The 25,304-nt window shown below is 70.7% G+C and carries 22 protein-coding genes; 15 read left to right on the top strand and 7 right to left on the bottom strand.

Translation table 11 applies throughout. The features are described 5' to 3' along the window. Positions 1-52 precede the first annotated feature (52 nt). Positions 53-1,018: a DUF5926 family protein gene (locus E6R18_RS22105; RefSeq protein WP_136318637.1), complete on the top strand. Its 966-nt coding sequence runs from the start codon at positions 53-55 to the stop codon at positions 1,016-1,018. Positions 1,019-1,815: 797 nt separating this feature from the next. On the opposite strand, the gene E6R18_RS22100 is transcribed toward E6R18_RS22105, so the two are convergent. Then, on the bottom strand, positions 1,816-2,532 hold the full coding sequence (locus tag E6R18_RS22100; protein WP_136318636.1) for a bifunctional DNA primase/polymerase: 717 nt from the start codon (positions 2,530-2,532) through the stop codon (positions 1,816-1,818). Positions 2,533-3,149: 617 nt separating this feature from the next. Here E6R18_RS22100 and E6R18_RS22095 point away from each other — a divergent pair. Then, positions 3,150-4,496 carry a PP2C family protein-serine/threonine phosphatase gene (locus tag E6R18_RS22095; protein WP_136318635.1) on the top strand — a complete coding sequence of 449 codons (1,347 nt, stop codon included), beginning with the start codon at positions 3,150-3,152 and terminating at the stop codon, positions 4,494-4,496. Between the two features lie 120 nt (positions 4,497-4,616). Beyond that, positions 4,617-6,080: an aminopeptidase P family protein gene (locus tag E6R18_RS22090; protein WP_136318634.1), complete on the top strand. Its 1,464-nt coding sequence runs from the start codon at positions 4,617-4,619 to the stop codon at positions 6,078-6,080. Positions 6,081-6,131: 51 nt separating this feature from the next. On the opposite strand, the gene E6R18_RS22085 is transcribed toward E6R18_RS22090, so the two are convergent. Next, positions 6,132-6,674 (bottom strand): ATP-binding protein, encoded by a 543-nt coding sequence (locus E6R18_RS22085; protein ID WP_136318633.1) that lies wholly within the window; start codon positions 6,672-6,674, stop codon positions 6,132-6,134. A 268-nt stretch (positions 6,675-6,942) separates the two neighbouring features. Between E6R18_RS22085 and E6R18_RS22080 the strand changes: the two genes are divergently transcribed. From E6R18_RS22080 to E6R18_RS22040, 9 genes are all read left to right on the top strand, one after another. Beyond that, positions 6,943-7,761: a hypothetical protein gene (locus tag E6R18_RS22080; protein ID WP_206308351.1), complete on the top strand. Its 819-nt coding sequence runs from the start codon at positions 6,943-6,945 to the stop codon at positions 7,759-7,761. Positions 7,762-7,927: 166 nt separating this feature from the next. Then, on the top strand, positions 7,928-8,665 hold the full coding sequence (locus E6R18_RS22075; RefSeq protein ID WP_136318632.1) for a YcnI family protein: 738 nt from the start codon (positions 7,928-7,930) through the stop codon (positions 8,663-8,665). A gap of 48 nt (positions 8,666-8,713) precedes the next feature. Beyond that, positions 8,714-9,367, top strand: a complete 654-nt coding sequence (locus E6R18_RS22070; protein ID WP_136318631.1) for an SCO family protein — start codon at positions 8,714-8,716, stop codon at positions 9,365-9,367. Further along, positions 9,364-9,822 carry a copper chaperone PCu(A)C gene (locus E6R18_RS22065; protein ID WP_136318630.1) on the top strand — a complete coding sequence of 153 codons (459 nt, stop codon included), beginning with the start codon at positions 9,364-9,366 and terminating at the stop codon, positions 9,820-9,822. The genes E6R18_RS22070 and E6R18_RS22065 overlap by 4 nt, the downstream gene beginning before the upstream one ends. A 14-nt stretch (positions 9,823-9,836) precedes the next feature. After that, a complete protein-coding gene (locus E6R18_RS22060) occupies positions 9,837-11,870 on the top strand; it encodes a copper resistance protein CopC (protein ID WP_136318629.1) in 2,034 nt (677 codons plus the stop codon). 8 nt (positions 11,871-11,878) lie between these two features. Beyond that, the gene (gene efeB / locus E6R18_RS22055) at positions 11,879-13,195 is read left to right on the top strand and encodes an iron uptake transporter deferrochelatase/peroxidase subunit (protein ID WP_136318628.1); all 1,317 of its coding nucleotides are present in this window, start codon (positions 11,879-11,881) and stop codon (positions 13,193-13,195) included. A gap of 59 nt (positions 13,196-13,254) precedes the next feature. Then, the gene (gene pheA, locus E6R18_RS22050; RefSeq protein ID WP_136318627.1) at positions 13,255-14,190 is read left to right on the top strand and encodes a prephenate dehydratase; all 936 of its coding nucleotides are present in this window, start codon (positions 13,255-13,257) and stop codon (positions 14,188-14,190) included. A 592-nt stretch (positions 14,191-14,782) separates the two neighbouring features. Continuing rightward, the gene (gene serS, locus E6R18_RS22045) at positions 14,783-16,072 is read left to right on the top strand and encodes a serine--tRNA ligase (RefSeq protein WP_136318626.1); all 1,290 of its coding nucleotides are present in this window, start codon (positions 14,783-14,785) and stop codon (positions 16,070-16,072) included. Then, positions 16,069-16,875 carry an HAD family hydrolase gene (locus E6R18_RS22040; RefSeq protein ID WP_136318625.1) on the top strand — a complete coding sequence of 269 codons (807 nt, stop codon included), beginning with the start codon at positions 16,069-16,071 and terminating at the stop codon, positions 16,873-16,875. The genes serS and E6R18_RS22040 overlap by 4 nt, the downstream gene beginning before the upstream one ends. Positions 16,876-16,969: 94 nt before the next feature. Here E6R18_RS22040 and E6R18_RS22035 read toward each other — a convergent pair whose 3' ends face one another. The 5 genes from E6R18_RS22035 to E6R18_RS22015 all read right to left on the bottom strand — a co-directional run bounded on the left by E6R18_RS22035 (position 16,970) and on the right by E6R18_RS22015 (position 21,561). After that, a complete protein-coding gene (locus tag E6R18_RS22035) occupies positions 16,970-17,662 on the bottom strand; it encodes a hypothetical protein (protein ID WP_136318624.1) in 693 nt (230 codons plus the stop codon). Positions 17,663-17,953: 291 nt separating this feature from the next. After that, on the bottom strand, positions 17,954-18,673 hold the full coding sequence (locus tag E6R18_RS22030) for an ABC transporter permease (protein WP_136318623.1): 720 nt from the start codon (positions 18,671-18,673) through the stop codon (positions 17,954-17,956). A 23-nt stretch (positions 18,674-18,696) separates the two neighbouring features. After that, on the bottom strand, positions 18,697-19,608 hold the full coding sequence (locus E6R18_RS22025) for an ABC transporter ATP-binding protein (protein ID WP_136318622.1): 912 nt from the start codon (positions 19,606-19,608) through the stop codon (positions 18,697-18,699). Next, on the bottom strand, positions 19,605-20,513 hold the full coding sequence (locus E6R18_RS22020) for an ABC transporter permease subunit (RefSeq protein WP_136318621.1): 909 nt from the start codon (positions 20,511-20,513) through the stop codon (positions 19,605-19,607). Before E6R18_RS22020 ends, E6R18_RS22025 begins: the two co-directional genes overlap by 4 nt. Beyond that, positions 20,503-21,561, bottom strand: coding sequence for an ABC transporter ATP-binding protein (locus tag E6R18_RS22015; protein WP_240799818.1), 1,059 nt, complete (start codon positions 21,559-21,561; stop codon positions 20,503-20,505). Before E6R18_RS22015 ends, E6R18_RS22020 begins: the two co-directional genes overlap by 11 nt. Positions 21,562-21,890: 329 nt before the next feature. On the opposite strand from E6R18_RS22015, the gene E6R18_RS22010 reads away from it, so the two are divergent. From E6R18_RS22010 to E6R18_RS22000, 3 genes are all read left to right on the top strand, one after another. Continuing rightward, complete coding sequence (locus tag E6R18_RS22010) at positions 21,891-23,663, top strand: SDR family oxidoreductase (RefSeq protein WP_136318649.1); 1,773 nt, start codon at positions 21,891-21,893, stop codon at positions 23,661-23,663. Next, entirely contained in the window at positions 23,660-24,604 is a 945-nt protein-coding gene (locus E6R18_RS22005; protein ID WP_136318620.1) for a MerR family transcriptional regulator, read from the top strand. The genes E6R18_RS22010 and E6R18_RS22005 overlap by 4 nt, the downstream gene beginning before the upstream one ends. A 148-nt stretch (positions 24,605-24,752) precedes the next feature. Then, entirely contained in the window at positions 24,753-25,295 is a 543-nt protein-coding gene (locus E6R18_RS22000; RefSeq protein WP_136318619.1) for an RNA 2'-phosphotransferase, read from the top strand. Positions 25,296-25,304 lie beyond the last annotated feature (9 nt).

Genomic DNA, 25,304 nt, shown 5'->3' with positions numbered 1-25,304 from the left:
CGGCTAGGCTCGCGGGCCAGACCGCACTGTCGCAATCGGGAGAAAGCCCACCATGCCGAAGAAGCGCCCTCAGACCAAGGCCGGGAAGCAGCAGCTCAAGGACGCCGAGATCCCGGTGGTCGGGGCTCGTGAGCCCTGCCCGTGCGGTTCGGGCCGCCGCTACAAGGCATGTCACGGCCGCGCCGCGGCCCAGGCCGTGACCGAGCTGGTCCAGCGCCCGTTCGAGGGGCTGGCCGGGGAGTGCGACTGGGTCGCGCTGCGCGAGCTGGTCCCGGCCGCCACCGCCGAGCTGACGCTCAAGGGCGGCCTGCCCGAGGGTGTGCCCTCGGTGACGCTGGCGACGGTCCTCCCGATGGCCTGGCCCGCGCTGCGCCGCGAGGACGGTTCCGTCCTGCTCGCCCTGCAGAACGACACCTCGTCCGGCGACCTGAGCCGGGACCTCGCGGACACCCTGCAGCGTGCGCTGGAGGCGGAGCCGGGTTCGCCGGTGGCCGCCCGCCGCGTACCGGCCGACGGGCCCCGGCTGCAGGACCTGCTGGACGCCGGCGCGCCCTTCGCGCCGGTGGTCCACTCCGGTTTCGAGTTCTGGGTGCCGGACGCGGAGAACGCCACGGCGGAGGTGACCGCATCGCTGGAGCGTGCCAACGACGCGGCGATCCCGACCGTCCTGCTCTCCGGGGTGGACGCCGCCTACTGGTGCGAGACGCCGGAGAAGAACCACCTGCGCTGGGTCATGCCGTACGCCGAGGAGCAGCTGCTCGACGCGCTCGCCCGGCTGCACGCCGCGGGCGACTCGTCGCTCGGCGAGGGCACCCGGCTGGTCGGCTCGTTCCGGGCGCACGGGCTGATGGTTCCGGTCTGGGACCTGCCGAGCGCGATGGGTGCCGAGGAGTGCGAGAAGCCGGCCGCCGCGTTCGCGGAGCGGCTCACGACGGCGCTCGCGTCGGACGCGCCGCTCACCGCCGAGGAGCGGCGGGCGCGCGGCGGGCTCACCAACCGCCAGGTGACGCTCAGCTGACAGTGACCATCACTCGGGCCGCGCGGTGACCCGCGTCACAACTCCCCGTACTGACAGGTAAATCGCCGTCCGAATACGCGAGATCGAATTTGCGAACGGCAGATCTCTTGTTACGGTTCTAGAAGCCCGGTCGCTGGTGCATCCCCCGTCGCCAGCGATCGGGCATCCTCATTTCCGGGTACGGCGCGCAGGCCGCGCCCCACGGCGCACAGGCCGCGTACGAGCCCCCGCACAGGCCGCGCACAGACCCGCCGCCCCGCTCCCCGCTCCCCGCCCTCCGCTCCCCCCTCCCGATGGCCCGGCATCAGTCCAACGGCCAGGGAAGCGCGTTGGAGCCGTAGCCGCCCCGGACCAGCGCCCGAAAGACCATCAGGAACCCCGCCTCCGCCCGGCTTTGCACGGGCCGCTTCGCCGTACGGCACGCCGCGGCAGCACAATCGCACCGGCACAAGCGCACCGGCACAAGCGCACCGGCGCGAACGGACCGACGCGAACGGACCGACGCGAACGGACCGACGCGAACGAGACAGTGCAAACGGACCGGCGGAAACAGATCGGCGCATCGGCTCAATCGCCACATGGCCCATGGCACACGACACATGGCACATCGGTTCAAGCGGTCGCCGGTTTACGCGGAGAATGTGAAACGTGAAGCAATCGGAAGAGACGGGGAGGGCGTGGGGAAGAACGGAAGGGATTCACCGGAGAACGGACGGAGAACCGACAGAACTCCGTAATGAACGCGTTCCGAAAGAACACACGCGCAACCGAAACGGGCCAACCCGGCCACCGAACGCTCAGTGAGCGAGTCTGCTTCCGCCGTCCGGGGCGCTCGTGCTCGCCGCGACCAGCGCGTCCAGCACCTCCCCCACATCCGGCAGCCACGGCGACGCGGCCCCCGCGACCGCCCCCCGCACACGGGCCCCGGAAACCCGCTCCGGCGCACGCTCCCAGCGCACCTGCCCCGTACCGATCTCCGAGGGCGGCAGCACGACGTACCCGCCCTCGCCGTGGAACCGCAGCGAGCTGGGCACCCAGTCCTGGGCGTACAGCAGCTCGCCGAGTCGTTCGAGCGTGTACGGGGCGACCAGCAGCACCCACCGGGTCGGCGCCGCCACGACGGGGCCCAGCCGCACGCCCGCCCGGTCCAGTTCGGCCAGGGCGCGGGCACCGGCCGCGGCGGGCAGGCTCAGGGCGCACGGCGCGTGCCCGCCCGTGGCGAGCAGCACCGGCGCGGCGGGCCGGTTCGTCCACCACCAGCGCACCATCCGGGCGTCGGTGGTCGCCGCGAGCAGTCCGGGATCGAAGGGGTGCGCGCCGGGTACGGCGCACTCGGGATCGGGGCAGGCGCATCCGCGCCCACGGTCACCGCCACTGCCGGCCTTCCGCAGCCCCGCCCCGGGGAGCACGGGCCACTGCCAGGCCGTGGCGCAGGTCAGGGCCGCGTCGAGCCGGGCGGAGCCGTCCCTGCGTCCGAGCCTGAGCCTGCGTCGCCTTCCGAGGATCTCGCGCATGAGCGCTCGTTCCTTTCCGTTCCGTTGAACGCCGAGGGTCCGCGTCACACCGTGTGCGGTCACACCATGCCTGCGGATCTTCACTGGGTGTACGTGCTCGTCGAGCCTGCGGTACGGGTCGTTCGTCGGTACCGAGCGTGAGCTGTGCTGGATCGAGCTGCTTGCAGTCGACATCGTGGCGAGGTGCAGGGCGCGTGGCGCGCCTGCCGTCCGTACGGCCTCACCACTCGGGGGTGGGGCGCGGCCGTCACAAGGGAGGACGTCCGGGCCTGCTGCCAGGTTCCGGGGGCGGGTGGGACCGTCCCCGGCCATCCAAAGATTTACGTACCCAGCATCCCCGGAATGACGCTCCCCCGGGACTCCACCCGGAGGTACGCCCTCGCCGGGCAGACCCAGTCGACCCCTAATAGGCACTGCTGGGTGCGTTTTTTGGCCAAGTTGATTAACGCGGGAACACCACGTTCCTCGGGGGGACAATGCTGGACATCGCCTTACTTGTGCGTGTAGATGTGGATGTACTGGTAGCGGCGCAGAATGACATGGGGGTTTGCGATGCTATTCGACGGAACACACCGCTCGGAAAGCCGACGACCATGAGCGCTCCGCATCTGCCAAAAGTGGCTGGAATCGATCCAGAAGTTCCGGTTTCGGCGCACACTGCCGGGCCGATCAACGAGGTCTCCGCACCACCCGGCGCCTTCATCCAGGACCGCCTGGCCGGCTGGGTCTCCGACCTCACCACCCTCCACGAACTCACCGAAAGGCTGGCCGGAACCAGCACCCTCGACGACGCACTGCACGAGTTCCTCGAAGCCGGAGCCGCCCTGGTCGGCGCCCGCCGGGGACTGATCGCCTTCGAACCGTCCGACCGCCGCGGCCCCTTCAGCACCATCGGGCTCGGGCTGGCCCACGCAGAACTCGGCCAGATCGAGACCGTGCCGCGCAGCGCCACCTCCTACGGCCGCATCCTGGAAGGTCTGCCGAACCCCGAAGGCCCGCTGACCACCCCCGACCTGCTCGGCGACCCCGGCGTGGACCCTCAAAGGCGCGAGGTCGCCGCCCGGCTCGGTTACGCCGCCAGTTACGCGCTGCCCCTGGCCGCCGGGACGACCGGACGGCTCGGTGCCGCCGTCTGGCTCTACGACGAACCCGCCGAACCGCTGGAGCGCCAGCGCCACCTCATCGGCCTGTACGCCGGGTACGCCTGCGAGCACCTGGCCCGCCTGCTGGAACTGGAACGGGCCAGGACGGATGTGGCCACCGTGACCGAGGAGCTCCTGCCCACCCGGCTCCCCCGGATTCCCGGCGTCCAGCTGGCCGTACGCCACCAGGTGGCCCCGCAGGGCGGCAACGACTGGTACGACGCGCTGGCGCTGCCGGAGGGGGCTCTCGGTCTCGCCGTCGGCTCGGTGGACGGCTCCGGGCCCAGCGCGCTGGCCGCCACGGGACGGCTGCGCGCCGGCCTGCGCGCCTACGCGGTGATGGAGGGCGAGGACCCCGTCGCCGTACTCTCCGACCTCGAACTGCTGCTGCGGCTGACCGAGCCCGCCCGTTCGGCGACCGCGCTCTTCGCCTACTGCGAACCCGCCCGCGGCAAGGTCCTGCTCGCCGGGGCCGGGCACACGCCGCCGCTGATCACCGGCGAGCGCCGCACCTCGTACGTCGAGACCACCCTGTCCGCCCCGCTGGGCATGCTGTCCTGCTGGGAGGCGCCCAGTGTGGACGTCGCCCCCGCGCCCGGCGAGACGGTCCTGCTCTACACCGACGGGCTGCTGCGCCGGGCCGGCGACTCGATGGACCGGGCGTACGCGCGGCTCCACTCGGCGGCGGCGAGCGTTCCGAGGGCGCTGCGCCGGGACGCCGGAGCCGTCGCCGACCATGTGGTGCGCACCGTGCTGCCCGAGGGTGCCGGGCAGGCGGACGGCGCTGAGGACGTGGTCGTTCTGGCGGCCCGCTTCGACTGAACCGCCCCCGTTCCGCGCCTTCCGAAGCCTTCCTGTGTAAGAGGTCTTCCGGCCCTGGGCCCCCTCCCGTACGCCCGTACGATGGAGAGGGCCCAGTGTCGTACCTAGGAGAGACAAGTCGTGTCTGAGGAGTTCATTCCGGAGACCCCGGAGACCGAAGAGACAGAGACGGTCAAGCAGCGGAAGAACAGCCTGTACCCGGGCGTCTCCGATGAGCTCGCCGCGAGCATGAAGTCCGGTTGGGCCGACACCGAGCTGCACGGTCTGGAGCCGATCGCCCAGGCCGCGCACACCGCCGACCGCCGCGCCGCGCTGTCCGCGCGCTTCCCCGGCGAGCGCCTGGTCATTCCCGCCGGCCGGCTGAAGACCCGTTCGAACGACACCGATTACGCCTTCCGCGCCTCCACCGAATACGCGTACCTCACCGGCGACCAGACCCAGGACGGCGTCCTCGTCCTGGAGCCGACGGACGACGGCCACGAGGCGACCGTCTACCTGCTGCCCCGCTCGAACCGGGAGAACGGCGAGTTCTGGCTCGACGGCCAGGGCGAGCTGTGGGTCGGCCGCCGCCACTCCCTCGCCGAGGCCGAGCAGCTGCTGGGGATCCCGGCGAAGGACGTGCGCGAGCTGCCCGCCGCCTTGGCCGAGGCCACCGGCCCCGTGCGCAACGTCCGCGGCCACGACGCCGAAGTCGAGGCCGCGCTGACCGACAAGGTCACCGCCGAGCGCGACGAGGAGCTGCGGGTTTACCTCTCCGAGGCCCGGCTGGTCAAGGACGCCTTCGAGATCGCCGAGCTGACGAAGGCATGCGACATCACCGCCCGCGGCTTCGAGGACGTCGTGAAGGTCCTCGACAAGGCCGAGGCCACGAGCGAGCGCTACATCGAGGGCACGTTCTTCCTGCGCGCCCGCATCGAGGGCAACGACATCGGGTACGGCTCGATCTGCGCCGCCGGGCCGCACGCGACCACCCTGCACTGGGTGCGCAACGACGGCGCGGTCCGATCGGGCGAGCTGCTGCTGCTCGACGCCGGCGTGGAGACCAACGACCTCTACACGGCCGACGTGACCCGCACGCTTCCCATCAGCGGCACGTTCACACCGCTCCAGCGCAAGATCTACGACGCGGTGTACGAGGCGCAGGAGGCGGGTATCGCCGCGGTGAAGCCCGGCGCCGTCTTCCGCGACTTCCACGACGCGGCGCAGCGGGTGCTCACCGAGAAGCTCGTCGAGTGGGGCCTGCTGGGCGACCTGTCGGTGGAGAGGGTCTTGGAGCTGGGCCTCCAGCGCCGCTGGACCCTGCACGGCACCGGCCACATGCTCGGCATGGACGTCCACGACTGCGCCGCCGCGCGGACCGAGACGTACGTCGACGGGACGCTGGAGCCGGGCGTCTGCCTCACCGTCGAGCCCGGTCTCTACTTCCAGGCCGACGACCTGACCGTGCCGGAGGAGTACCGCGGCATCGGCGTCCGGATCGAGGACGACATCCTGGTCACCGAGGACGGCAACCGGAACCTCTCGGACAAGCTGCCGCGGCAGGCCGACGAGGTCGAGGCATGGATGGCCCGGCTGAAGGGCTGATCGCCTGCCGGCCCGCACCGGGCCGGACCCGTGCGCCGGAGGGCGCCCCGCTCACACCGCGAGCAGGGCGCCCTCCCGCCACTTCAGGACCTTGTCGAAGCTCACCACCGCGCCGGCGCACCCCGGGCGGTTCCCGAAGTGCACGTGGTCGGCGAGCTGTTCGATCAGGCACAGACCCCGTCCCTCCTCGGCGGTGACGGGCGGGTGCGACGCGTACTGCGGTTCCGGCAGCCGGCTTCCGAGCTGCCGCTCCGACGTGGGCGGCCCGCCCCGGCTGGGGAAACCGGGTCCCGAATCGGCGACTTCGATACGGCACTTCTCGCCGTCCAGATACGCGGTGACCCGGTACTGCCCACTGGCCGTGGCGGACGGCTCCTCCCAGGCGTCCCGGTTCTTTCCGGTGCCGCCGGGGGCGTCGTCGTGCTCCCCTCCGTGCTCGACCGCGTTCGCACAGGCTTCGCTGAGCGCGAGAGACAGGTCGAAGGAGATGTCCGGGTCCACGCCCGCGGATTCCATCGTGCCGAGCAGGAACCGACGGGCGAGCGGAACGCTCGCAGCTTCGCGCCGCAAATGGAGTGACCACCAGATGCTCATGCTCCGGCCTCCTGGCTGCGGCTAGACATACCGATACGTATGCCACGCGGGGGCGGTCGTAAGCACGCGCGCGCTGTGATAGCGCTCATTCGGTGGATAGCCGGATGCGCCACACCGGTGTATCCCCGCCCCACAGGACCGTTCCGTAACGCCCCGGACCGGTGCGGAACCGGCCCGAACAGCCCCGCTCGCCCCCAATCCGCCCGGAAGACGACCTTCCGGACCTGCCGTACGGAGGGAGGGGGCCGGGTGCGATGATGGCCCGGCCATGTCTAGGTCTGTGGGGCGCGCCGGAGCCGGTCTGCGGCTACTGAGGGCCGCGGTGTTCACCGCGGTCTGCGTCGCGTTGTCCGCGGCGGGGCACGCGCTGGCCGCCTGCGCGACCGTCCCCTGGTGGACGCTGCTCGCCGCCTTCCTCGGCGTATTCGCGGTGGCCGTCCCCCTCGCCGGGCGCGAACGCTCGCTGCCCGCCATCGCGGCGGCCCTGGCCGGCGGACAGCTCGCCCTGCACACCCTCTTCGGGGTGGGCACGCACACCGCGGCACCCCGGGCCACGGGTGGTGACGACGCGCTCGTCCGGTTCGCGGCGAGCCTCGTCTGCGGCGCCGGACCCGGTCAGCTGGACGCCGCCGACGCGCACCACATCGTCACCACCGCGGGCGTCGACCCGGCGACGGTGACCGCACAGGCCCACCAGCACCTGGCCGCGGCCCCTTCCGACGGCCTCTGGGCCGTCGGCACAACCGGCCTCGCCGGAACGCTGCCCAGCCTTCCCATGCTGCTCGGACACCTGCTGGCCGCGCTGGCCACCGGCTGGTTGCTGCGGCGGGGCGAGGTCGCCCTGTTCCGCTTGGCCCGGCTGTCGGCGCACGGCGCCCAGCAGATCGCGGCCGGGGCGCGACTCAGGGCGCTGCGAGCCGCGTTCCGCCTGGTCGCCGCCCTGCGCGCGGGGTTGGACGGCGAACTCACGACCGGGCCGCGCACCCCCCGTACCGCCGTGGACGCACCGCGCCCGGCCACCGGGGATCCGTTGCAGCACATGGTGATCAGGCGCGGGCCGCCTCCCGCACTCGCCCTCGCAGCCTGACGCGACGCCCTCCACGGCGATGCGGCCCCGGCCCACGCCGCGCACCTCCCGGTGCGCGTACGGGCCGTCCACGCATGCCGCTCGTACGGAAGAGGCGTCGCGATGCCGGTGCGCACCCGCGCGCCGGAGCCCCTTTCCTTCGTGCCTCTGTGGAGTGATCCCTGTCATGAACGTTTCCCGCATCGCCCTCGCCGGCGGTGTCGCCGCGTCCACCGTGCTGCTGCTCGCCGGTACGGCCTCCGCCCACGTCAGCGTCCAGCCGCAGGGCGAGGCCGCCAAGGGCGGGTACGCCGTCATCAACTTCAAGGTGCCCAACGAACGCGACAACGCCTCGACGACCAAGCTCGAGGTCAGCTTCCCCACCGACCACCCGCTGGCGTCCGTCATGCCGCAGCCGGTGCCCGGCTGGAACATCGAGGTGACGACCAGCAAGCTCGCCAAGCCGCTGGAGATGCACGGCAAGACGATCAACGAGGCCGTCTCCAAGGTCACCTGGACCGGCGGCAAGATCGAACCCGGCCGCTTCCAGCAGTTCCCCCTGTCCGTCGGCCAGCTCCCCGAGGACGCCGACCAGCTGGTGTTCAAGGCCGTCCAGACGTACTCCAACAAGGAGGTCGTCCGCTGGATCGAGGAGCAGAAGGAAGGCGCCGACGAGCCCGACACCCCCGCTCCCGTCCTCAAGCTGACGGCCGCGGCCGGTGACGCGCACGGGGCCGCCGCGGCGGCCGGCTCGGACTCCTCCGACTCCGCGGACGCCTCCGGCCAGAGCGAGAAGACCACCACCGCGTCGTCGGCCTCCTCCCAGGACAACGCCGCCCGGGTGCTCGGCGTCATCGGCATCGTCATCGGTGTCGCCGGCGTCGCCTTCGGCGTCCTGGCCGGCCGCCGCCGCACCACCACCTGACCCGACCAGGCCCAACCCGCTCCACCGACCCACCAGGAAAAGTGCTCCATGGTTAAGAAGATCGTGCCGGCCGCGGCGCTCGTCGTCGCGGCGGCGCTCACCCTGTCCGCCTGCGGCGGCAGCGACAACGACAGCAAGAAGCCCATCGCCGACGTGTCGGTGGAGGCGAAGACCAAGGCCGCGACGGTGCTCGACCAGCCGTTCACCAAGCCGAACCTCGTCCTGACCGACACGCACGGCAAGAAGTACGACCTGCGCGAGAAGACCAAGGGCAAGCCGACGCTCATCTACTTCGGCTACACCAACTGCCCCGACGTCTGCCCGCTCATCATGAGCAACATCGCGATCGCCAAGAAGTCCCTCCCCGCAGCCGACCAGGACAAGCTCCAGGTCATCTTCGTCACCACCGACCCGGAGCGGGACACCCCCGCCTCGCTGGGCAGCTGGCTCAAGGCCCAGGACCCCTCCTTCATCGGTCTCACCGGCGACTTCCCGACCATCCAGGCGGGCGCCCGGCAGATCGGCATCGGCATGGACGCGCCGAAGAAGGAGAAGGACGGCACGGTCGTCTCGATGCACGGCTCGCAGGTCATCGCGTTCTCCTCGAAGACCGACCAGGGGTACGTGCTGTACAGCGAGGACACCACGCCCGACGACTACACCAAGGACCTCCCCAAGATCGTCAAGGGGGAGAACCCGTGAACCGCCGTACGGCCCTCGCCGGCGTCCTGACCCTCACCACGGGTCTGACGCTGGCGGGGTGCTCGTCCTCCTCCGACTCCTCGCAGCAGCCGGAGCTGAAGGTCATCGGCGCGTTCATGCCGCAGCCCGTCAACGACATGGCGGCCGGCTTCCTCGTCGTGCAGAACCACGGCACCGGAGGCGACCGCCTCACCTCGGTCACCAGCTCGCTCTCGGACGACGTCACGATCCACGAGACGAAGAACCAGGTCATGCGCGAGGTGACGTCCTTCGACGTGCCCGCGGGCGGTGAGCTGGACCTCGAACGCGGTGGCAGCCACATCATGTTCGCGAAGCTCAAGCAGCAGCCCAAGCAGGGCCAGAAGGTGTCCGTGGAGCTGCACTTCGAGAAGGCCGGCTCGGTCAAGGTCGACCTTCCCGTGAAGGAGACCACCCACAACCCGAAGAAGCAGTGAGGGACTGACAGACCATGACAGCCACCGCCCCGCACTTCGGGCCGCCCCCGTCCGCCGCACGACGGCCGCTCGCCGCGGCCGGACTCCTCGCCGCACTCGTCGGCGCGGTGTTCGGTCTGCTGCTGGCCGTCGCGGGCCCCGCGTCGGCCCATGCCGCACTCACCGGGAGCGATCCGCAGGACGGGGCGGTGGTCGCCACCGCACCCAAGGAGGTCACCCTCACCTTCTCCGAACAGGTCGCCCTCAGCGCGGACTCCATCCGCATCCTCGACCCCTCGGGCAAGCGCGCCGACACCCAGGCCGCCCCGCGCGACCTGCACAGCGGCTCCACCGTGAAATACGGCGTCGCCCTGCGCACCGGCCTGCCCGACGGTACGTACACCGTCGCCTGGCAGGCGGTCTCCGCCGACAGCCACCCGGTCTCCGGCGCCTTCACCTTCTCCATCGGCGCGCCCTCCGCAACCACCGTCGCCCTCCCCGACAACGAGGCCGGGGGCGGTCTCGTCGGTACGCTCTACGGCATCGCGCGCTACGCCGCGTACGCCGGGTTCATCGTGCTCGCGGGCGGCGCCGCCTTCGTCCTGGCCTGCTGGCAGCGCGGCGCGGGCGCACGTCCGCTGCAGCGCCTGGTGGTGGGCGGCTGGATGACGCTCACCGCGGCCACGATCGCGATGCTGCTCCTGCGCAACCCGTACACCGGGTCCGGGAAGCTCGGGGACGTGCTCGACCTCGACGGTCTGAAGGCCGTCCTCGACACCAAGCCCGGCGCCGCGCTCGTCTCGCGGCTCCTGCTGCTCGGTGCCGGCGCGCTGTTCGTCGCGGTGCTGTTCGGCGCGTACGCCAAGCGCGAGGACCCGCGCGAGAAGAAGGACCTCACCTTCGGCCTCGCCATCGGCGGCGCGGTCATCGCCGCCGGCATCGCCGGGACCTGGGCACTGGCCGAGCACGCGTCGACCGGCATCCAGCCCGGCATCGCGATGCCCGTGGACGTGCTGCACCTGCTGGCCGTCGCGGCGTGGCTGGGCGGGCTCACGGCTCTGCTGACCGCGCTGTACCGCACCCCGGACCTCCCCGAGGCCGCGGTACGGCGCTTCTCCGCGATCGCGTTCACCAGTGTGGTCCTCCTCGTCGCGACCGGGATCTACCAGTCGTGGCGGCAGCTCGGCACCTGGTCGGCGCTGACCGGCACCGGATACGGACAGCTGCTGCTCGCCAAGGTGGCGCTCGTCGCCGTGCTGGTCGGGGTCGCGTCGGTGTCCCGCCGGTGGACGGGGCGGCTTGCGGGGGTCGGCGCCACGGAGCAGGCAGCCGCCGCTGCCGGTGGTCCGGGCGCGGGAGAAGAGGCCACCGCTGCTGGTTCTCCGGGCGCGGAGGAAGAGGCCGCCGCTTCCGGTGCTCCGGGCGCGGAGGAAGAGGAAGGCGTTACGGAGACCACCCGGCCCGGGGAGACGGCCGAGGCGCAGAACCCCTCGGACCCCGGCCGGGCCGCCCAGCTCGCCCGGCAGCGGGCCGCCGTGGCCGCGGCCGAGAAGAAGCGGATACGTGACGCCGACCCCGGGCGCGCGGCGCTGCGCCGCTCCGTGCTGGCCGAGGTCGGCGTCGCCGTGGCCCTGCTGGCCGTGACCACCGTCCTGACCTCGACCGAGCCGGGGCGCACGGAGGAGGAGGCGCGCTCGTCGACGGCGGCCGCCGCACCCGTGGCGGACGGGCCCGTCAACCTCTCGCTGCCGTTCGACACGGGCGGCGAGAACGGCAAGGGCACCGTACGGATGGACATCGACCCGGGCCGTACCGGAGCCAACGTGCTCCACCTGTGGATCGAGGACAGCGGCGGAAAGGCCATGGACGTCCCCGAGGTGAAGCTCGCCTTCACCCTGAAGTCCAAGGACATCGGCCCCCTCCCGGCCGTCCCCGTCCGGCTGACCGAGGGGCACTGGACCGCTACCGGCCTCCAGCTCCCGATCGCGGGGAACTGGAACGTCGCGGTCACCGTGCGGACCTCGGACATCGACCAGACGACGGTCGACAAGAACGTGAAGATCGGCTGAGCAGGACCGTGAGCGGAAACAGCACAAGCAGCAAGAGCGGCAAGAGCAGTGGGAACAGCGAGGACAGCGGGTCCGGGGCCATTTCCCGGCGGCGGCTGCTCGGCACGGCGGGTGCGGCCGGGGCGACCGGGCTGGTGCTCGGAGCCGCCGGCGGTGCCACCGGCTATGCCGCCACGCGCGACGAGACACCGACAGCGCTGACTTCGGTCGGCTCCACCGAGGTGATGTTTCACGGGAAACATCAACCGGGGATCACCACTCCGCTTCAGGCGTGCGGTCACCTCATCGCCTTCGACCTGGCCGCCGGCGCCGGGCGCAAGGAAGCCGCCGCACTGATGCGCCGCTGGTCCGCCGCGGCCCAGCGGCTGATGGCCGGCGCACCCGTCACCGGCGGCGCGGCGGACGGCAGCGGGCACGACACCGGTGTCGCGCTGGACGCGGGGCCGTCCTCGCTGACCGTCACCTTCGGCTTCGGCGCCACCTTCTTCGAACGCACGGGCCTGGCCGCCCGTCGCCCCCCGGGCCTCGACCCCCTGCCGCCGTTCTCGTCCGACCACCTCGACGCCGGGCGGTCCAACGGTGATCTCTGGGTGCAGATCGGCGCCGACGACGCACTCGTCGCCTTCCACGCCCTGCGGGCCGTACAGAAGGAGGCCGGCTCGACGGCCACCGTGCGCTGGCAGATGAACGGCTTCAACCGCACCCCCGGCGCCACCGCCAAGCCGATGACGACCCGCAACCTGATGGGCCAGATCGACGGCACCGGCAACCCGAAGCCGGCCGACAGCGACTTCGGCAAGCGGGTCTTCGTCCCCGGCGGCCAGGACGCGGCGTACGACTGGCTCGCGGGCGGCTCGTACGCGGTGGTCCGGCGGATCAGGATGCTGCTCGACGACTGGGAGAAGCTCCCGGTGGAGCGCCAGGAGCGGGTCATCGGCCGGCGCAAGGCGGACGGCGCCCCGCTCAGCGGCGGCACCGAGACCACCGCGATGGACCTCGACAAGGCGGGGCCCGACGGCGAGCTCCTGATCCCGGCCAACGCGCACGCCCGGATCTCCTCCCCCGAGCGCAACAGCGGCGCGGCGATGCTGCGCCGGCCGTTCTCGTACCACGACGGCATCGCCGACGACGGCACCCCGGACGCCGGGCTGCTGTTCATCTGCTGGCAGGCCGATCCGCTGCGCGGCTTCGTGCCCGTACAGCGCAAGCTCGACCGGGGGGACGCGCTCTCCCCCTTCCTGCGCCACGAGGCGAGCGGGCTGTTCGCGGTGCCGGGCGGGGCGGCGGCCGGGGAGTACGTGGGGCAGCGGCTTCTGGAGTCCTGAGCCGAAACGGCTCAACAGTCCGGGGCTTTCGAGCCGTCACGGCGCATTAGGGTGACGGTATGTCCGCCACGCGCTACGCCTATCTCGGCCCCGAGGGCACCTTCACCGAGGTCGCCCTCCGTACGCTCCCGGAAGCCGCCACCCGCGAACTGGTCCCGATGGTCTCCGTGCCGGCGGCTCTGGACGCGGTGCGCAACGGTACGGCCGCCGCGGCGCTCGTACCGATCGAGAACTCCGTCGAGGGCGGCATCACCACCACCCTCGACCAGCTCACCAGCGGCGAACCGCTGATGATCTACCGCGAGGTGCTGCTCTCCATCACCTTCGCGCTGCTCGTGCGGCCCGGCACCAAGCTGTCCGACATCAAGACGGTCACCGCCCACCCGGCCGCGCAGCCGCAGGTGCGCAACTGGATGGCCGCCCATCTCCCGCAGGCCGTATGGGAGTCGGCGGCGTCCAACGCGGACGGGGCGCGGCTCGTGCAGGAGGGCCGGTACGATGCCGCGTTCGCGGGGGAGTTCGCGGCGGCGACGTACGGGCTCGAACCGCTGGTCACCGAGATCCATGACGCGGAGAACGCACAGACCCGCTTCGTGCTGGTGGGCCGGCCGGCCCGGCCCGCGGCGCCGACCGGCGCGGACAAGACCTCCGTCGTCATCTGGCTGGGGGACGACCACCCCGGCGCCCTGCTCGAACTGCTCCAGGAGTTCGCGGTGCGCGGGGTGAACCTGATGCTCATCCAGTCCCGCCCGACCGGGGCGGGCATCGGCAACTACTGCTTCGCGGTGGACGCCGAGGGCCACATCTCCGACCGCCGGGTCGGCGAGGCGCTGATGGGGCTGAAGCGGATCTGCCCGAACGTGCGGTTCCTCGGTTCGTACCCGCGGGCCGGTGTGACGCCGGCGGAGGTACGTCCGCTACGCCCGGGGACATCCGACGCCGAGTTCACCGAGGCTTCGGACTGGCTGGCCCGCAATCAGGACGGACGCGCCTGAGGGAGCCCGGCGGGGCGGGCAGCGGCTCGTCGCGCGCCCGCGCGGCCGGTTGGATCAGCTGATTGCCTTACAGCGAAAAGTTATCCACAGGGGCGCACCTCGGCCTGGGGACAAGTCGACACCGCAATGCGACATGGTCGACAAATCCACGCAGTCCGCCCACACCCGCCCATGGAGCTCCAGGACCACTGGTGTCAGCTCAATTCCGTTGATCAACCCTTTAGGGCGAGCAATTCCCACCCGAACGAGCGTGTGAAGCGGGTTTGAACTGTGAATCCATGCGCTTTCACAGGACTGCCGGAATGACCCCCTCCACGTCCACAGACTTCCCCCACAGCCTGTGGATAACTTTGACGGGCCACCCATTCCTGTGGACAAGCCGCAACCAACTGCCGCGCCCGACAAGGCTGATGCGTCAAGAAACCCCGCCCCTTCTGCCCCATTTAGGGGAATAGGGAATCTTTCTCGACGCACGGACCGAATCCCTGCTCTTGATCCATTCCAGAATGCCAAATACCGGCAATTCGGGCAAAGCGCCACGCTCATCCCTATCGGCGCCAGCGAGGGAGGCCGACACCGGTAGCCTGGAGGAGTGATTGACCTTCGCCTGATTCGTGAGGACCCCGACCGTGTTCGCGCCTCCCAGCGCAACCGGGGAGAGGACGTCGCGCTCGTCGACGCCCTGCTCTCCGCCGACGAACGGCGCAGGTCGTCCGGGGTCGCCTTCGACGAGCTCCGCTCCGAGCAGAAAGCGCTCGGCAAACTCATCCCCAAGGCGTCCCCCGAAGAGCGCGCCGCGCTGCTGAAGCGGGCCGAGCAGCTCAAGGCCGACGTCAAGGCGGCCGACGCGGCACAGGACGAGGCCGACGCGGAGACCAGGAACCTGCTGCTCCGGCTCGGCAACATCGTCCACCCGGACGTGCCGGTCGGCGGCGAGGAGGACTTCGTCGTCCTGGAGACGCACGGAACGATCCGCGACTTCGGCGCAGAGGGATTCGAGCCCAAGGACCACCTGGAGCTCGGCGAGGCACTGGGCGCGATCGACATGGAGCGCGGCGCCAAGGTCTCCGGCTCCCGCTTCTACTACCTGACCGGCGTGGGCGCGCTGCTGGAGCTCGCCCTCGTCAACGCGGCGATCGCCCAGGCCACCGAGGCCGGGTTCACCCCGATGCTCACCCCGGCGCTGGTCCGCCCGCGCGCCATGGAGGGCACCGGATTCCTCGGCCAGGCCGCCGAGGACGTCTACCACCTGGAGAAGGACGACCAGTACCTGGTCGGCACCTCCGAGGTGCCGCTCGCCGCCTACCACATGGACGAGATCATCGACGCGGACAAGCTGCCGCTGCGCTACGCCGGCTTCTCGCCCTGCTTCCGTCGCGAGGCGGGTACGTACGGCAAGGACACCCGCGGGATCTTCCGGGTCCACCAGTTCGACAAGGTCGAGATGTTCACGTACGTCGACCCGGCCGACGCGGAGGCCGAGCACCTGCGCCTGCTGGAGTGGGAGAAGCAGTGGCTCACCGGTCTTGAGCTGCCCTTCCAGGTGATCGACGTCGCCAGCGGCGACCTGGGGGCCTCGGCCACCAGGAAGTACGACTGCGAGGCGTGGATTCCGACCCAGGGCAAGTACCGCGAGCTCACGTCCGCCTCCAACTGCGGCGAGTTCCAGGCGCGCAGGCTCTCCGTCCGGATGCGCGACAACCGCGACGGCAAGAAGGTCGTGCAGCCGCCGGCCACGCTGAACGGCACGCTCTGCGCCGTGCCGCGCACCATCGTGGCGATCCTGGAGAACCACCAGCTGGCCGATGGTTCGGTCCGGGTGCCCGAGGTGCTGCGCCCCTATCTGGGCGGGCGCGAGCTGCTGGAACCGGTCGCCAAGTGACCTTTCCCTACAAGCTCGTCGCGACCGACCTCGACGGCACCCTGCTGCGTGACGACGAGACCGTCTCCGCACGGACGCGCGAGGCGCTGGCCGCCGCCGCAGCGGCCGGTGCCGCGCACATCGTCGTCACCGGCCGCGCCGCCCCGTGGACCCGGCACATCCTGGACGACCTCGGCTACGACGGCCTGGCCGTCTGCGCACAGGGCGCGCAGGTCTACCACGCCGGCGAGCACAAGCTGCTGACCTCGCTCACGCTGGACCGGCAGCTCGCCGGGCTCGCCCTGTCCAAGGTCGAGGCCGAGATCGGGCCCCTGGCGCTGGCCGCGAGCCGCGACGGGCTCGACGGCGAGGTGCTGGTCGGGCCCGGCTACCGCGTACAGGAGGGTCCGCGTCCGGCCGTCTTCATCCAGGACCCGGCCGAGCTGTGGGCCGCCCCGCTGAACAAGGTCTACATACAGCACCCCGATCTGGACGACGACGCGCTGGCCAAGGCCGCGCGGGCGGCGGTCGGCAATCTGGTGGACGTGGTCATGGCGGGCCCCGGGGTCGTGGAGATCCTTCCGCTGGGCCTCAGCAAGGCCACCGGGCTCTCGCTGGCCGCGCGCCGGCTGGGCGTGAAGGCCGCGGACACGATCGCCTTCGGCGACATGCCCAACGACATCCCCATGTTCGCCTGGGCCGGCCACGGTGTGGCCATGGCCAACGCGCACGGGGACCTGAAGACCGTCGCCCAGGAGATCACCGCGTCGAACGAGGACGACGGCATCGCGGTCGTGCTGGAGCGGCTGCTCCAGGAGTCCTAGGAGACAATCACCTTGCCGTGCGGCTCGGGGACCAGAGCACCGCCCGGTCCCCGAGCCTTTTCCTACGCCTGCTGCTGGACCTGCGGCGGCCGGATCAGCGCTTGTTGCGGCGGTTCAGCTCCTTCAGATTGCGGGCGAGCGCGTCCATGCGGCCGTCGAGCCGGACGACGTCCTCGGAGACCCCGCCCAGCCGCACACTCATGGCGCCGACGACCTGATGGGTGGCCTCCAGCCTCCGGTCGAGGCTGTCGAGCCGGTGCGACATCCGGCTGAGGACCGGCCCCAATTCCTGGAGCGCGGTGCCCACACCCGCCAGGTGATTCTCGACCCGGGTGACGCGGTGTTCGAGCGACGCGTACCCCGCGCGCAGGTCCTGCTCGGCGTCGAGCAGATACGTACGCACGCACCGGGCTACGTCACTGTCGCGAAGAAGCATCGCGACGTTGAGGACGGTCCGGCGGGTGTAGAGCGTCAGCTGGGCATGGGCCTGTGGATAACTTTTCCCTTGTCCAGCATCCAATAGGGACAACATGTCCCTATTGAAAGCGACCAGTTCAGAGCCTCGGATCAGCCGGAGGCCGTTCTCTCCCAGCTCGGCCCGATGGCGCTGGGTCACCTTTTTGACGGCCTCTGTGGATACTTCGAAGTAACGAGCCACGTCCTCTGTGCGAACGTGAATTCCATCCGGGAGCATGACAAGGCACTTCACCTTGTCCAGGACGTCGACGCGCCCCATCTGTTCGACGCGCAGCGCGCGGGATTCGAGTAGGGCTACTTCCGTTGACATGAACATGCCTTCCGTTCGTGAAAGCTACGGGGGAATGGACAGCCCTCTCCCCGGGCTTCAGGGGCGGAGGACGCTCACGGTTGCCACTCACTCAAAGAACCGACCGGCGGATGATTCCTCGCCGCATCGGCCATCCCATATTTCACGAACGCTACGACGCCACGGATTCCAGTTGCCTCCACGCACCGTGAACAACGCACCGATAACCGTACAGTTACGCGTAAGACTGTCCGACATGCGGCAGCCCCCGGCCGAGGGCCGGGGGCTGCCGCATGTCGGAAGGGTTCGGGCTCACTCCTCGCCGGCGAGCTTCAGGGTGCGCAGCTTCTGCCCGGCGTACCAGGTCGCCACCACGGTGACCACCACGAGCAGGATGGTGGCGAGCGGCAGTCCCACGTCCGAAGTGATCGTGCCGTTGCCGCCGATCTTCTCGGCCAGCGCGAGCGACCACTGCTGCACGCTGAGCGTGCGCGCGCCGGGCACCAGGCTGCCGAAGAATGCCTCCCACACCAGCGCGTAGACGAGACCCAGGACCACCGCGTGCCGGCTCACCGTGCCCAGCAGCAGGAACAGCGCGCTGTAGGCGATGGAGGCGACCAGGGCGGCGACGGTGAACGCCACCGCGATCTGCTGGCCGTTGCCGTTGAGGATCAGGCCGGCGAGCAGGGTGGGCACCGCCGAGAAGACCATGGTCACCGCGATGGCCACGATCAGCTTGGTGAAGATGATCGTCGGGCGGCTCACCGGCTTGGCCAGCAGGTACACGATCGAGCCGTCGTCGATCTCCGGCCCGATGGCGCCCGTACCGGCGATGACGCCGATCAGCGGCACCATGGTGGCGATGGCGAATCCGCTCAGCACGTCCGAGGTCATCTGGTCGTCGGCCCCGGCGAACCCCCGTACCGCCACCGCGATGACGATCAGGAGTGCGGGCAGGACGAAGAGGATGGCGGCCCGGCGCCGGCCGAGCAGCGCCCGGTAGGTGAGCCGGGCGACTGTGGGGTCGTACATGACGTCACAGCTCCTTGTCGGCCTCAGGCCGCTACGAGATAGGAAAAGACCGATTCGAGGGACTCGTCGGAGGGTGAAACGGTCAGCAGGCGGATGCCCTGCTCGCGCGCGACCCTGGGCAACAGTGTGGTGAAGCGGCCAAAATCGATCGCCTGGATACGCAAAGCGTTCTCGCTCAGGTCCACTTCGATCCCGGCCGTCGACGGGTCGGCGATGAGCGCGGCGGCCAGGGCCCGGTCGTCGCTGGACCGTACGAGGTAGCGGTGCGGACGGTCCGTCATCAGCCGGCGGATCCTGCGGAAGTCACCCGACGCCGCGTGCCGTCCGGCGACGATCACCTCGATGTGCGAGGCGAGCTGTTCGACCTCTTCGAGGATGTGCGAGGAGAAGAGGACCGTCCGGCCCTCCGCGCCCATCCGCCGCAGCAGTTCCATCAGCTGCATCCGCTGACGCGGATCCATCCCGTTGAACGGCTCGTCGAGCAGCAGCACGGACGGGTTGTGGACCAGCGCGGACGCCATCTTCACGCGCTGGCGCATGCCCTTGCTGTACGTCGAGATCTTGCGGTCCTGCGCGTACTCCATCTGGACCGTGGCCAGGGCGGCGGCCGCCTCGGCGTCGCCCAGCCCGTGCAGTTCGGCGTTGGCCACCACGAACTCGCGGCCGGTGAGGAAGTCGTACATGCCTTCCCGCTCCGGCACGATGCCGATCTGCCGGTACACCGCCTCGTTGCGCCAGATCGCCTTGCCGTCCAGCGTGACCGCACCCGTCGAGGGGGCGAGGAATCCCGCCATCATGTTGATCAGCGTCGACTTGCCTGCGCCGTTGGGACCGAGCAGACCGGTGACGCCCGGGCCCACGGTCATGCTCACGTCGTTGACGGCGACCACGTTGCCGAACCAGCGGGAGGTGTGGTCGATCTCGATGGTGGTCACAGGCCGACCTTCCGGTAGCGGCGCATCAGTACGGCGTACGAGCCGGCGACGAGCGCGAGGACAACGAGCAGATAGACGACGCCGGCACCGGCACTCGGGCCGTTCCCGCCCGGGAAGGCCGAGGATGCCCCGAGGAACGCGGTCTGCACCCCGTCGATCAGCGTGATCGGGGAGAACAGCCCCAGCCACTTCACCGCGCCTTCGGAGCCGGTCGACCAGGCGATGCCCTGGACGGTGGAGACCGCGCCGTACGTGATGGTCAGCAGCGCGATGACGGCGGCGACGCCGAAGCCGCGGCGCGGGGTGAGCGCGGCCATCACCAGGCCGAGACCGGCGAAGAGCACGGACAGCAGCGCCACCGAGACCATCCCCTGGGCGAACCACTCGGTCTGGTCCGCGAAGTCGAACTTCCCCAGCAGCGCGCCGATGTAGAGGATCACGACCGGCACCCCGGTCAGTACGAAGAGCGCGGAGGCCATGGCGGCGAACTTGGCGAGGACGTAGTCGCCGTGCTCGATCGGCCGCGAGAAGTACAGCGGCACGGTCTTGAACCGGAGGTCCCGGGAGACCGCCTGCGGCGCCTGCGCGGCGATGAAGAGGCCGATGACGGCCTGCAGGTAGATCGCGAACGACGTGTACTTGATGGGCAGCTTCGTCGTGTCGGGGGTGGCGAGGGCGACCGCCACGATGATCGCCGCCACCAGACACATCACGCCGAACAGCAGCGTGGGCAGCACCTTGGACTTGGCCGAGCGGCCGAGTCCGAAGGAGCCGCGCAGGGTCTGCGAGTACAGCGAGCGGCGGGCGTAGGCACGGCCCAGGCGCGCGCCGTCGTAAGTGCGGTAGCCGATGTTGTGGATCCGGGAGGCGTCGCTCCCGGTCGCGGCGCCGGTCTCAGTGCTCATCGCGACCGCTCCCCTTCTGCTGGACGGTTCCGCTGTGCTGTAGGGGGCCGCTCTGCGGCACGACCGAGGCCGGCACCGCCGCGGTCCGCGCCGCGGCTGCCTCGTCGTCGTGGAACACCTCGGCGATGTGGTGGCGGCGCTGTTCCATCCGCACGAGGCCGAGTCCGAGCCCGGCGACGCTGTCGCGGACCAGGTCGTAGGTCTCCTCGCCGGTGGCCTCGATCAGCAGGATGTGGCCGGCGCCGGGCAGCCCCTGCGTGTCCAGCCCGTCCAGGCCGACGAGTTTGACGCCTGCCTCGGTGAGGGTACGGCGCAGGGCGTCGGTGCCGTGGGGATGGGCGTCGCTGTCGGTGACCTCGACCGCGAGGGTCGTGGTGGTCTGCGTGAAGTCGCTGGTGGAGCTGGAGCGCAGCAGCGTTCCGCCGTCGATGACGACGACGTGGTCGCAGGTGCGTTCCAGCTCGCCGAGCAGGTGCGAGGTGACCAGTACCGAGATGCCGAAGTCGGTGTGGATCCGGCGGATCAGGCCGAGCATCTCGTCGCGCCCGACCGGGTCGAGGCCGTTGGTCGGCTCGTCCAGGAGGACCAGCTGAGGGTCGTGCACCAGGGCCTGGGCCAGCTTCACGCGCTGCTTCATGCCGGTCGAGTAGCCGCCGATGGGGCGGTAGCGCTCCTCGTACAGGCCGACGTGGCGCAGTGTGTCGGCGGTGCGCTCGCGGGCGGCGGTCGGCGGCAGCCCGGACATGCGCGCCATGTGGACGACGAACTCGGTGGCCGAGACGTCGGGTGGCAGGCAGTCGTGCTCCGGCATGTAGCCGACCCGTTCCCGGATGGCGGCCCCGCTGGTCGACACGTCGAGCCCGAGCACCGCGGCCCGGCCCTCGGTCGCGGGGGACAGACCCAGCAGGATCTTGATCAACGTGGACTTGCCGGCTCCGTTGGCACCCACCAGACCGGTCACACCCGGTCCGATGTCCAAGGAGAGCCGGTCAAGCGCGGTCACCCGGGGGAACCGCTTACTCAGACCTTCGGCAGCGATGACATTCACAGGATCGACGTTAGTGGCGCGGACCACAGCGGTCGTCAGACCTGACGGTTGGTTCGACGTCAGACTCGAGTTGTAGGGAACCCGTAAGGGGACCTCACGAAGGACTACAGCACGGCCCCGGGCAGTGGCCGGGACTCACGCCCACAGAGGGTTGTCCACAGGGTGTGCACACCCCTTGACGCAGTCGCCGTTCATTGTCACATTCATCAGTGTCACGTTACGGGCACGTACCGCACACGGCAGGGAACGGACGGTGGCATGGCCTCGCGAGTGAAGTACGAACGGCCTGCGGGCACGGGGGAGTCCGGAAAGAGGGTGGCGTCGTGAATCTGCGCGATGTGCCGGGGGCGCGCGAGCGCCGGGTGGCCACGGGCGGTATCGAGCTGTGCGTGGTCGAGCTGGGGGACGCGGCGCGACCGACGGTCCTGCTCGTGCACGGATATCCGGACAGCAAGGAGGTTTGGACGGAGGTCGCCGTCCGGCTCGCCGAGGACTGGCACGTCGTGCTGTACGACGTACGCGGCCACGGCGGATCGACGGCGCCCAAACCGCTGCGCGGCGGTTTCACGCTGGAGAAGCTGACCGACGACTTCCTGGCCGTGGCCGATGCGGTGAGCCCCGACCGGCCGGTGCACCTCGTCGGGCACGACTGGGGTTCGGTGCAGTCCTGGGAGTTCGCGACGGTCAGCCGTACGGAGGGCCGGATCGCCTCCTTCACCTCGGTGTCCGGCCCCTCCCTGGACCACTTCGGCCACTGGATCAAGCAGCGGATGGCCCGGCCCACCCCGCGCCGGGCCGGTCAGCTCCTCGGGCAGGGCGCCAAGTCCTGGTACGTGTATCTGCTGCACACCCCGGTCCTGCCGGAGCTGGCCTGGCGCGGGCCGCTCGGCAAGCGGTGGCCCGGCATTCTGGAGCGGCTGGAGAAGGTGCCGCCGGGCGACTACCCGACGCCCTCGCTGCCCCATGACGCGGCGCACGGGGCCTGGCTCTACCGCGACAACGTCCGCGCCCGGCTGCGCCGGCCGCGCACCGACGCGTACGCGCATGTGCCGGTCCAGCTGATCACGCCGACCGGGGACGCGTTCCTCTCCGAGCAGCTCTACGACGATCTCGACGCCTGGGTGCCGCAGTTGATCCGCCGCTCGCTCCCGGCCAAGCACTGGGTCCCGCGCACCAGGCCGGACCGGATCGCCTCTTGGGTCGGGGAGTTCGTCACGGCGACCGAGTCGGCCCGGGAGGCCGGGGTCCCGGTGGAAGCCGGTGCGAAGGGACCGCACGCGGAGCGGTTCGGCGGCCGGCTCGTGCTGGTGACAGGGGCAGCGGGCGGGATCGGTCGGGCCACAGCACTGGCCTTCGCCGAGGCGGGCGCCCGGGTGGTGGCCGTCGACCGGGACGCGGAGGGCGCCGAGCGGACCGCCGAGTCGGCGCGGCAGGCCGGTGCCCCGGCCGCCTGGGCCGAAGCGGTCGACGTGAGCGACGAGCAGGCCATGGAGAAGCTCGCCGCGCGGGTCGCCGCCGAGTACGGCGTGGTGGACGTCCTGGTCAACAACGCGGGCATAGGGCTCTCCGGGCCGTTCCTGGACACGACCACCGAGGACTGGAAGAACGTCCTCGACGTGAACCTGTGGGGCGTCATCCACGGCTGCCGGCTCTTCGGCCGGCAGATGGCCGAGCGCGGCCAGGGCGGGCACATCGTCAACACCTCGTCTGCGGCGGCGTTCCAGCCGTCCCGCGCACTGCCCGCGTACAACACGTCGAAGGCCGCGGTCCTGATGCTCAGCGAGTGTCTGCGCGCCGAGCTCGCCGAGAAGTCGATCGGCGTCAGCGCGATCTGCCCCGGGATCGTCAACACCGGCATCACGTCCACGGCACGCTTCGTGGGCACGGACGCGGAGGAGGAGCAGCGGCTCCGCCAGAGGGCAGGCAAGCTGTACGGCCGACGGAACTACCCGCCGGAGAAGGTCGCCGCCGCGGTGCTCCGGGCGGTCGTGCGCAACCAGGCCGTGGTTCCGGTGACGCCGGAGTCCCATGCGGCGCGTTTCCTGTCCCGGGTCGGCCCGGGCGCGCTGCGCGGCCTCGCCCGGCTGAAGCCGCCGCTGTGAGCGGGGCCGGCGAGTACCGGATCGAGGACCTGGCGCATGCCAGCGGCGCCACGGTACGCACGATCCGCGCCTACCAGGACCGGGGGCTGCTGCCGACGCCGGAGCGGCGGGGCCGGGCCAATGTGTACCGGGGCACCCATCTCGCCCGGCTCCGGCAGATCGCCGATCTGCTGGACCGTGGCTACACCCTGGCCAGCATCAAGGAGTTGCTCGACGCGTGGGACACGGGTCGGGGCCTCGGAGGGGTGCTCGGGCTCGTCGCCGAGGTGCACGGCCCGTGGACCGACGAGCGGGCCGACCGCATCACCCTTGCCGGACTCGCCGATAAATTCGGCGGTAACGCCGACGAGCAGGCCGTCGCCGAAGCGGTGGAGCTGGGCATCCTCGAACCGGTCCCGGGGCGCGACGACGAATTCCTCGTGCCGAGTCCACAAGAGCTGGCGGTCGCAGTCGAGTTGTACGCGGCCGGCGTGCCGCTCCCGGCAATCTCCGGGCAGCTGAGGGAGCTTCGCGGACAGGTCGAGCAGATAGCCGGCCGGTTCCTGGAGTTCACCACCGAGCACGTCTTCGCCCGGTACCTCGGCCACCGTCCGCCGACCGACGCGGATGCGGCCGATGCGGCTTCGATGGTGCGTCGGCTGCGTCCGCTCGCCCAGCAGACCGTGGACGCCGAACTGGCGCGGGCGATGAGGTTGTTCGCCACCCGGCATCTGGAGTACCACCTCGCGCCGGACGGGCCCGGCGCCGCAGCGCCTGTCGGCGGCGGGCGGGGTCCGGTCTCCCTGCCGGCGGCCACAATCGCTGCGGTGCAGCATCTGGTTGGTCAGGAGCACGTCGATGAGTTCGTTGCGGCGGCCACCGAACGGGAGGTGAACAAGAGAACGTTGGACTCCCTTGCCTCATCCACCGCAACATCAGGACAAATTACCCAAATCCCCTAATACGCAGGTCGCTTGTCCACAGCATCGACAACCATCCTGTGGATAACTCTAGTTAGCTGTGGATCAAACCTCTGCGCGAAGATCGCTTCGCTGAAGCGCCGACGAAATGCGGATGCGCTGCGGAGAGTGTCGGGAGCACGCTGAAGGGATGGATGAAAGACGCACCGTCAAGGTGTCCAAGTACCTCTCCAGACACCTGCGGCACCAGCCCGAGCGGATCGGGCTCACACTCGACGCCCATGGCTGGGTGCCGATCGACGAGCTGCTGCGCGCAGCGGCCCGCCATCGCTTCCCGATCACCCGGCCGGAACTCGACCATGTCGTCGCCTCCAACGACAAGCAGCGCTTCGCGGTCGAGGGCAGCCTCATCCGGGCGAGCCAGGGGCACACCGTTCCCGTGGACCTGGGCCTGCCGCCGGCGGAGCCGCCCGCGTACCTCTACCACGGCACGGTCGGCCGGGCGCTGGACGCGATCCGCTCCGAGGGGCTGCGCCCCATGAACCGCACCCATGTCCATCTCTCGCCCGACCGCGAGACCGCCACCCGCGTCGGGGCCCGGCGCGGCCGCCCCGTCGTCCTGTCGGTGGACGCGGGGGCGATGCACCGAGCAGGCCACACCTTCTACGTCAGCGCCAACGGGGTGTGGCTCACCTCCGCCGTACCCGCCGCATTCCTGCGCCTGCCCGGCTGAGACGGGATG

This window comes from Streptomyces sp. A1277 (assembly GCF_004795015.1).
In the GTDB taxonomy this organism is placed as follows: Bacteria; Actinomycetota; Actinomycetes; order Streptomycetales; family Streptomycetaceae; genus Streptomyces.
Note: the sequence above shows the minus strand (reverse complement) of the source record. Positions and strands in the feature narration are given on the sequence as shown.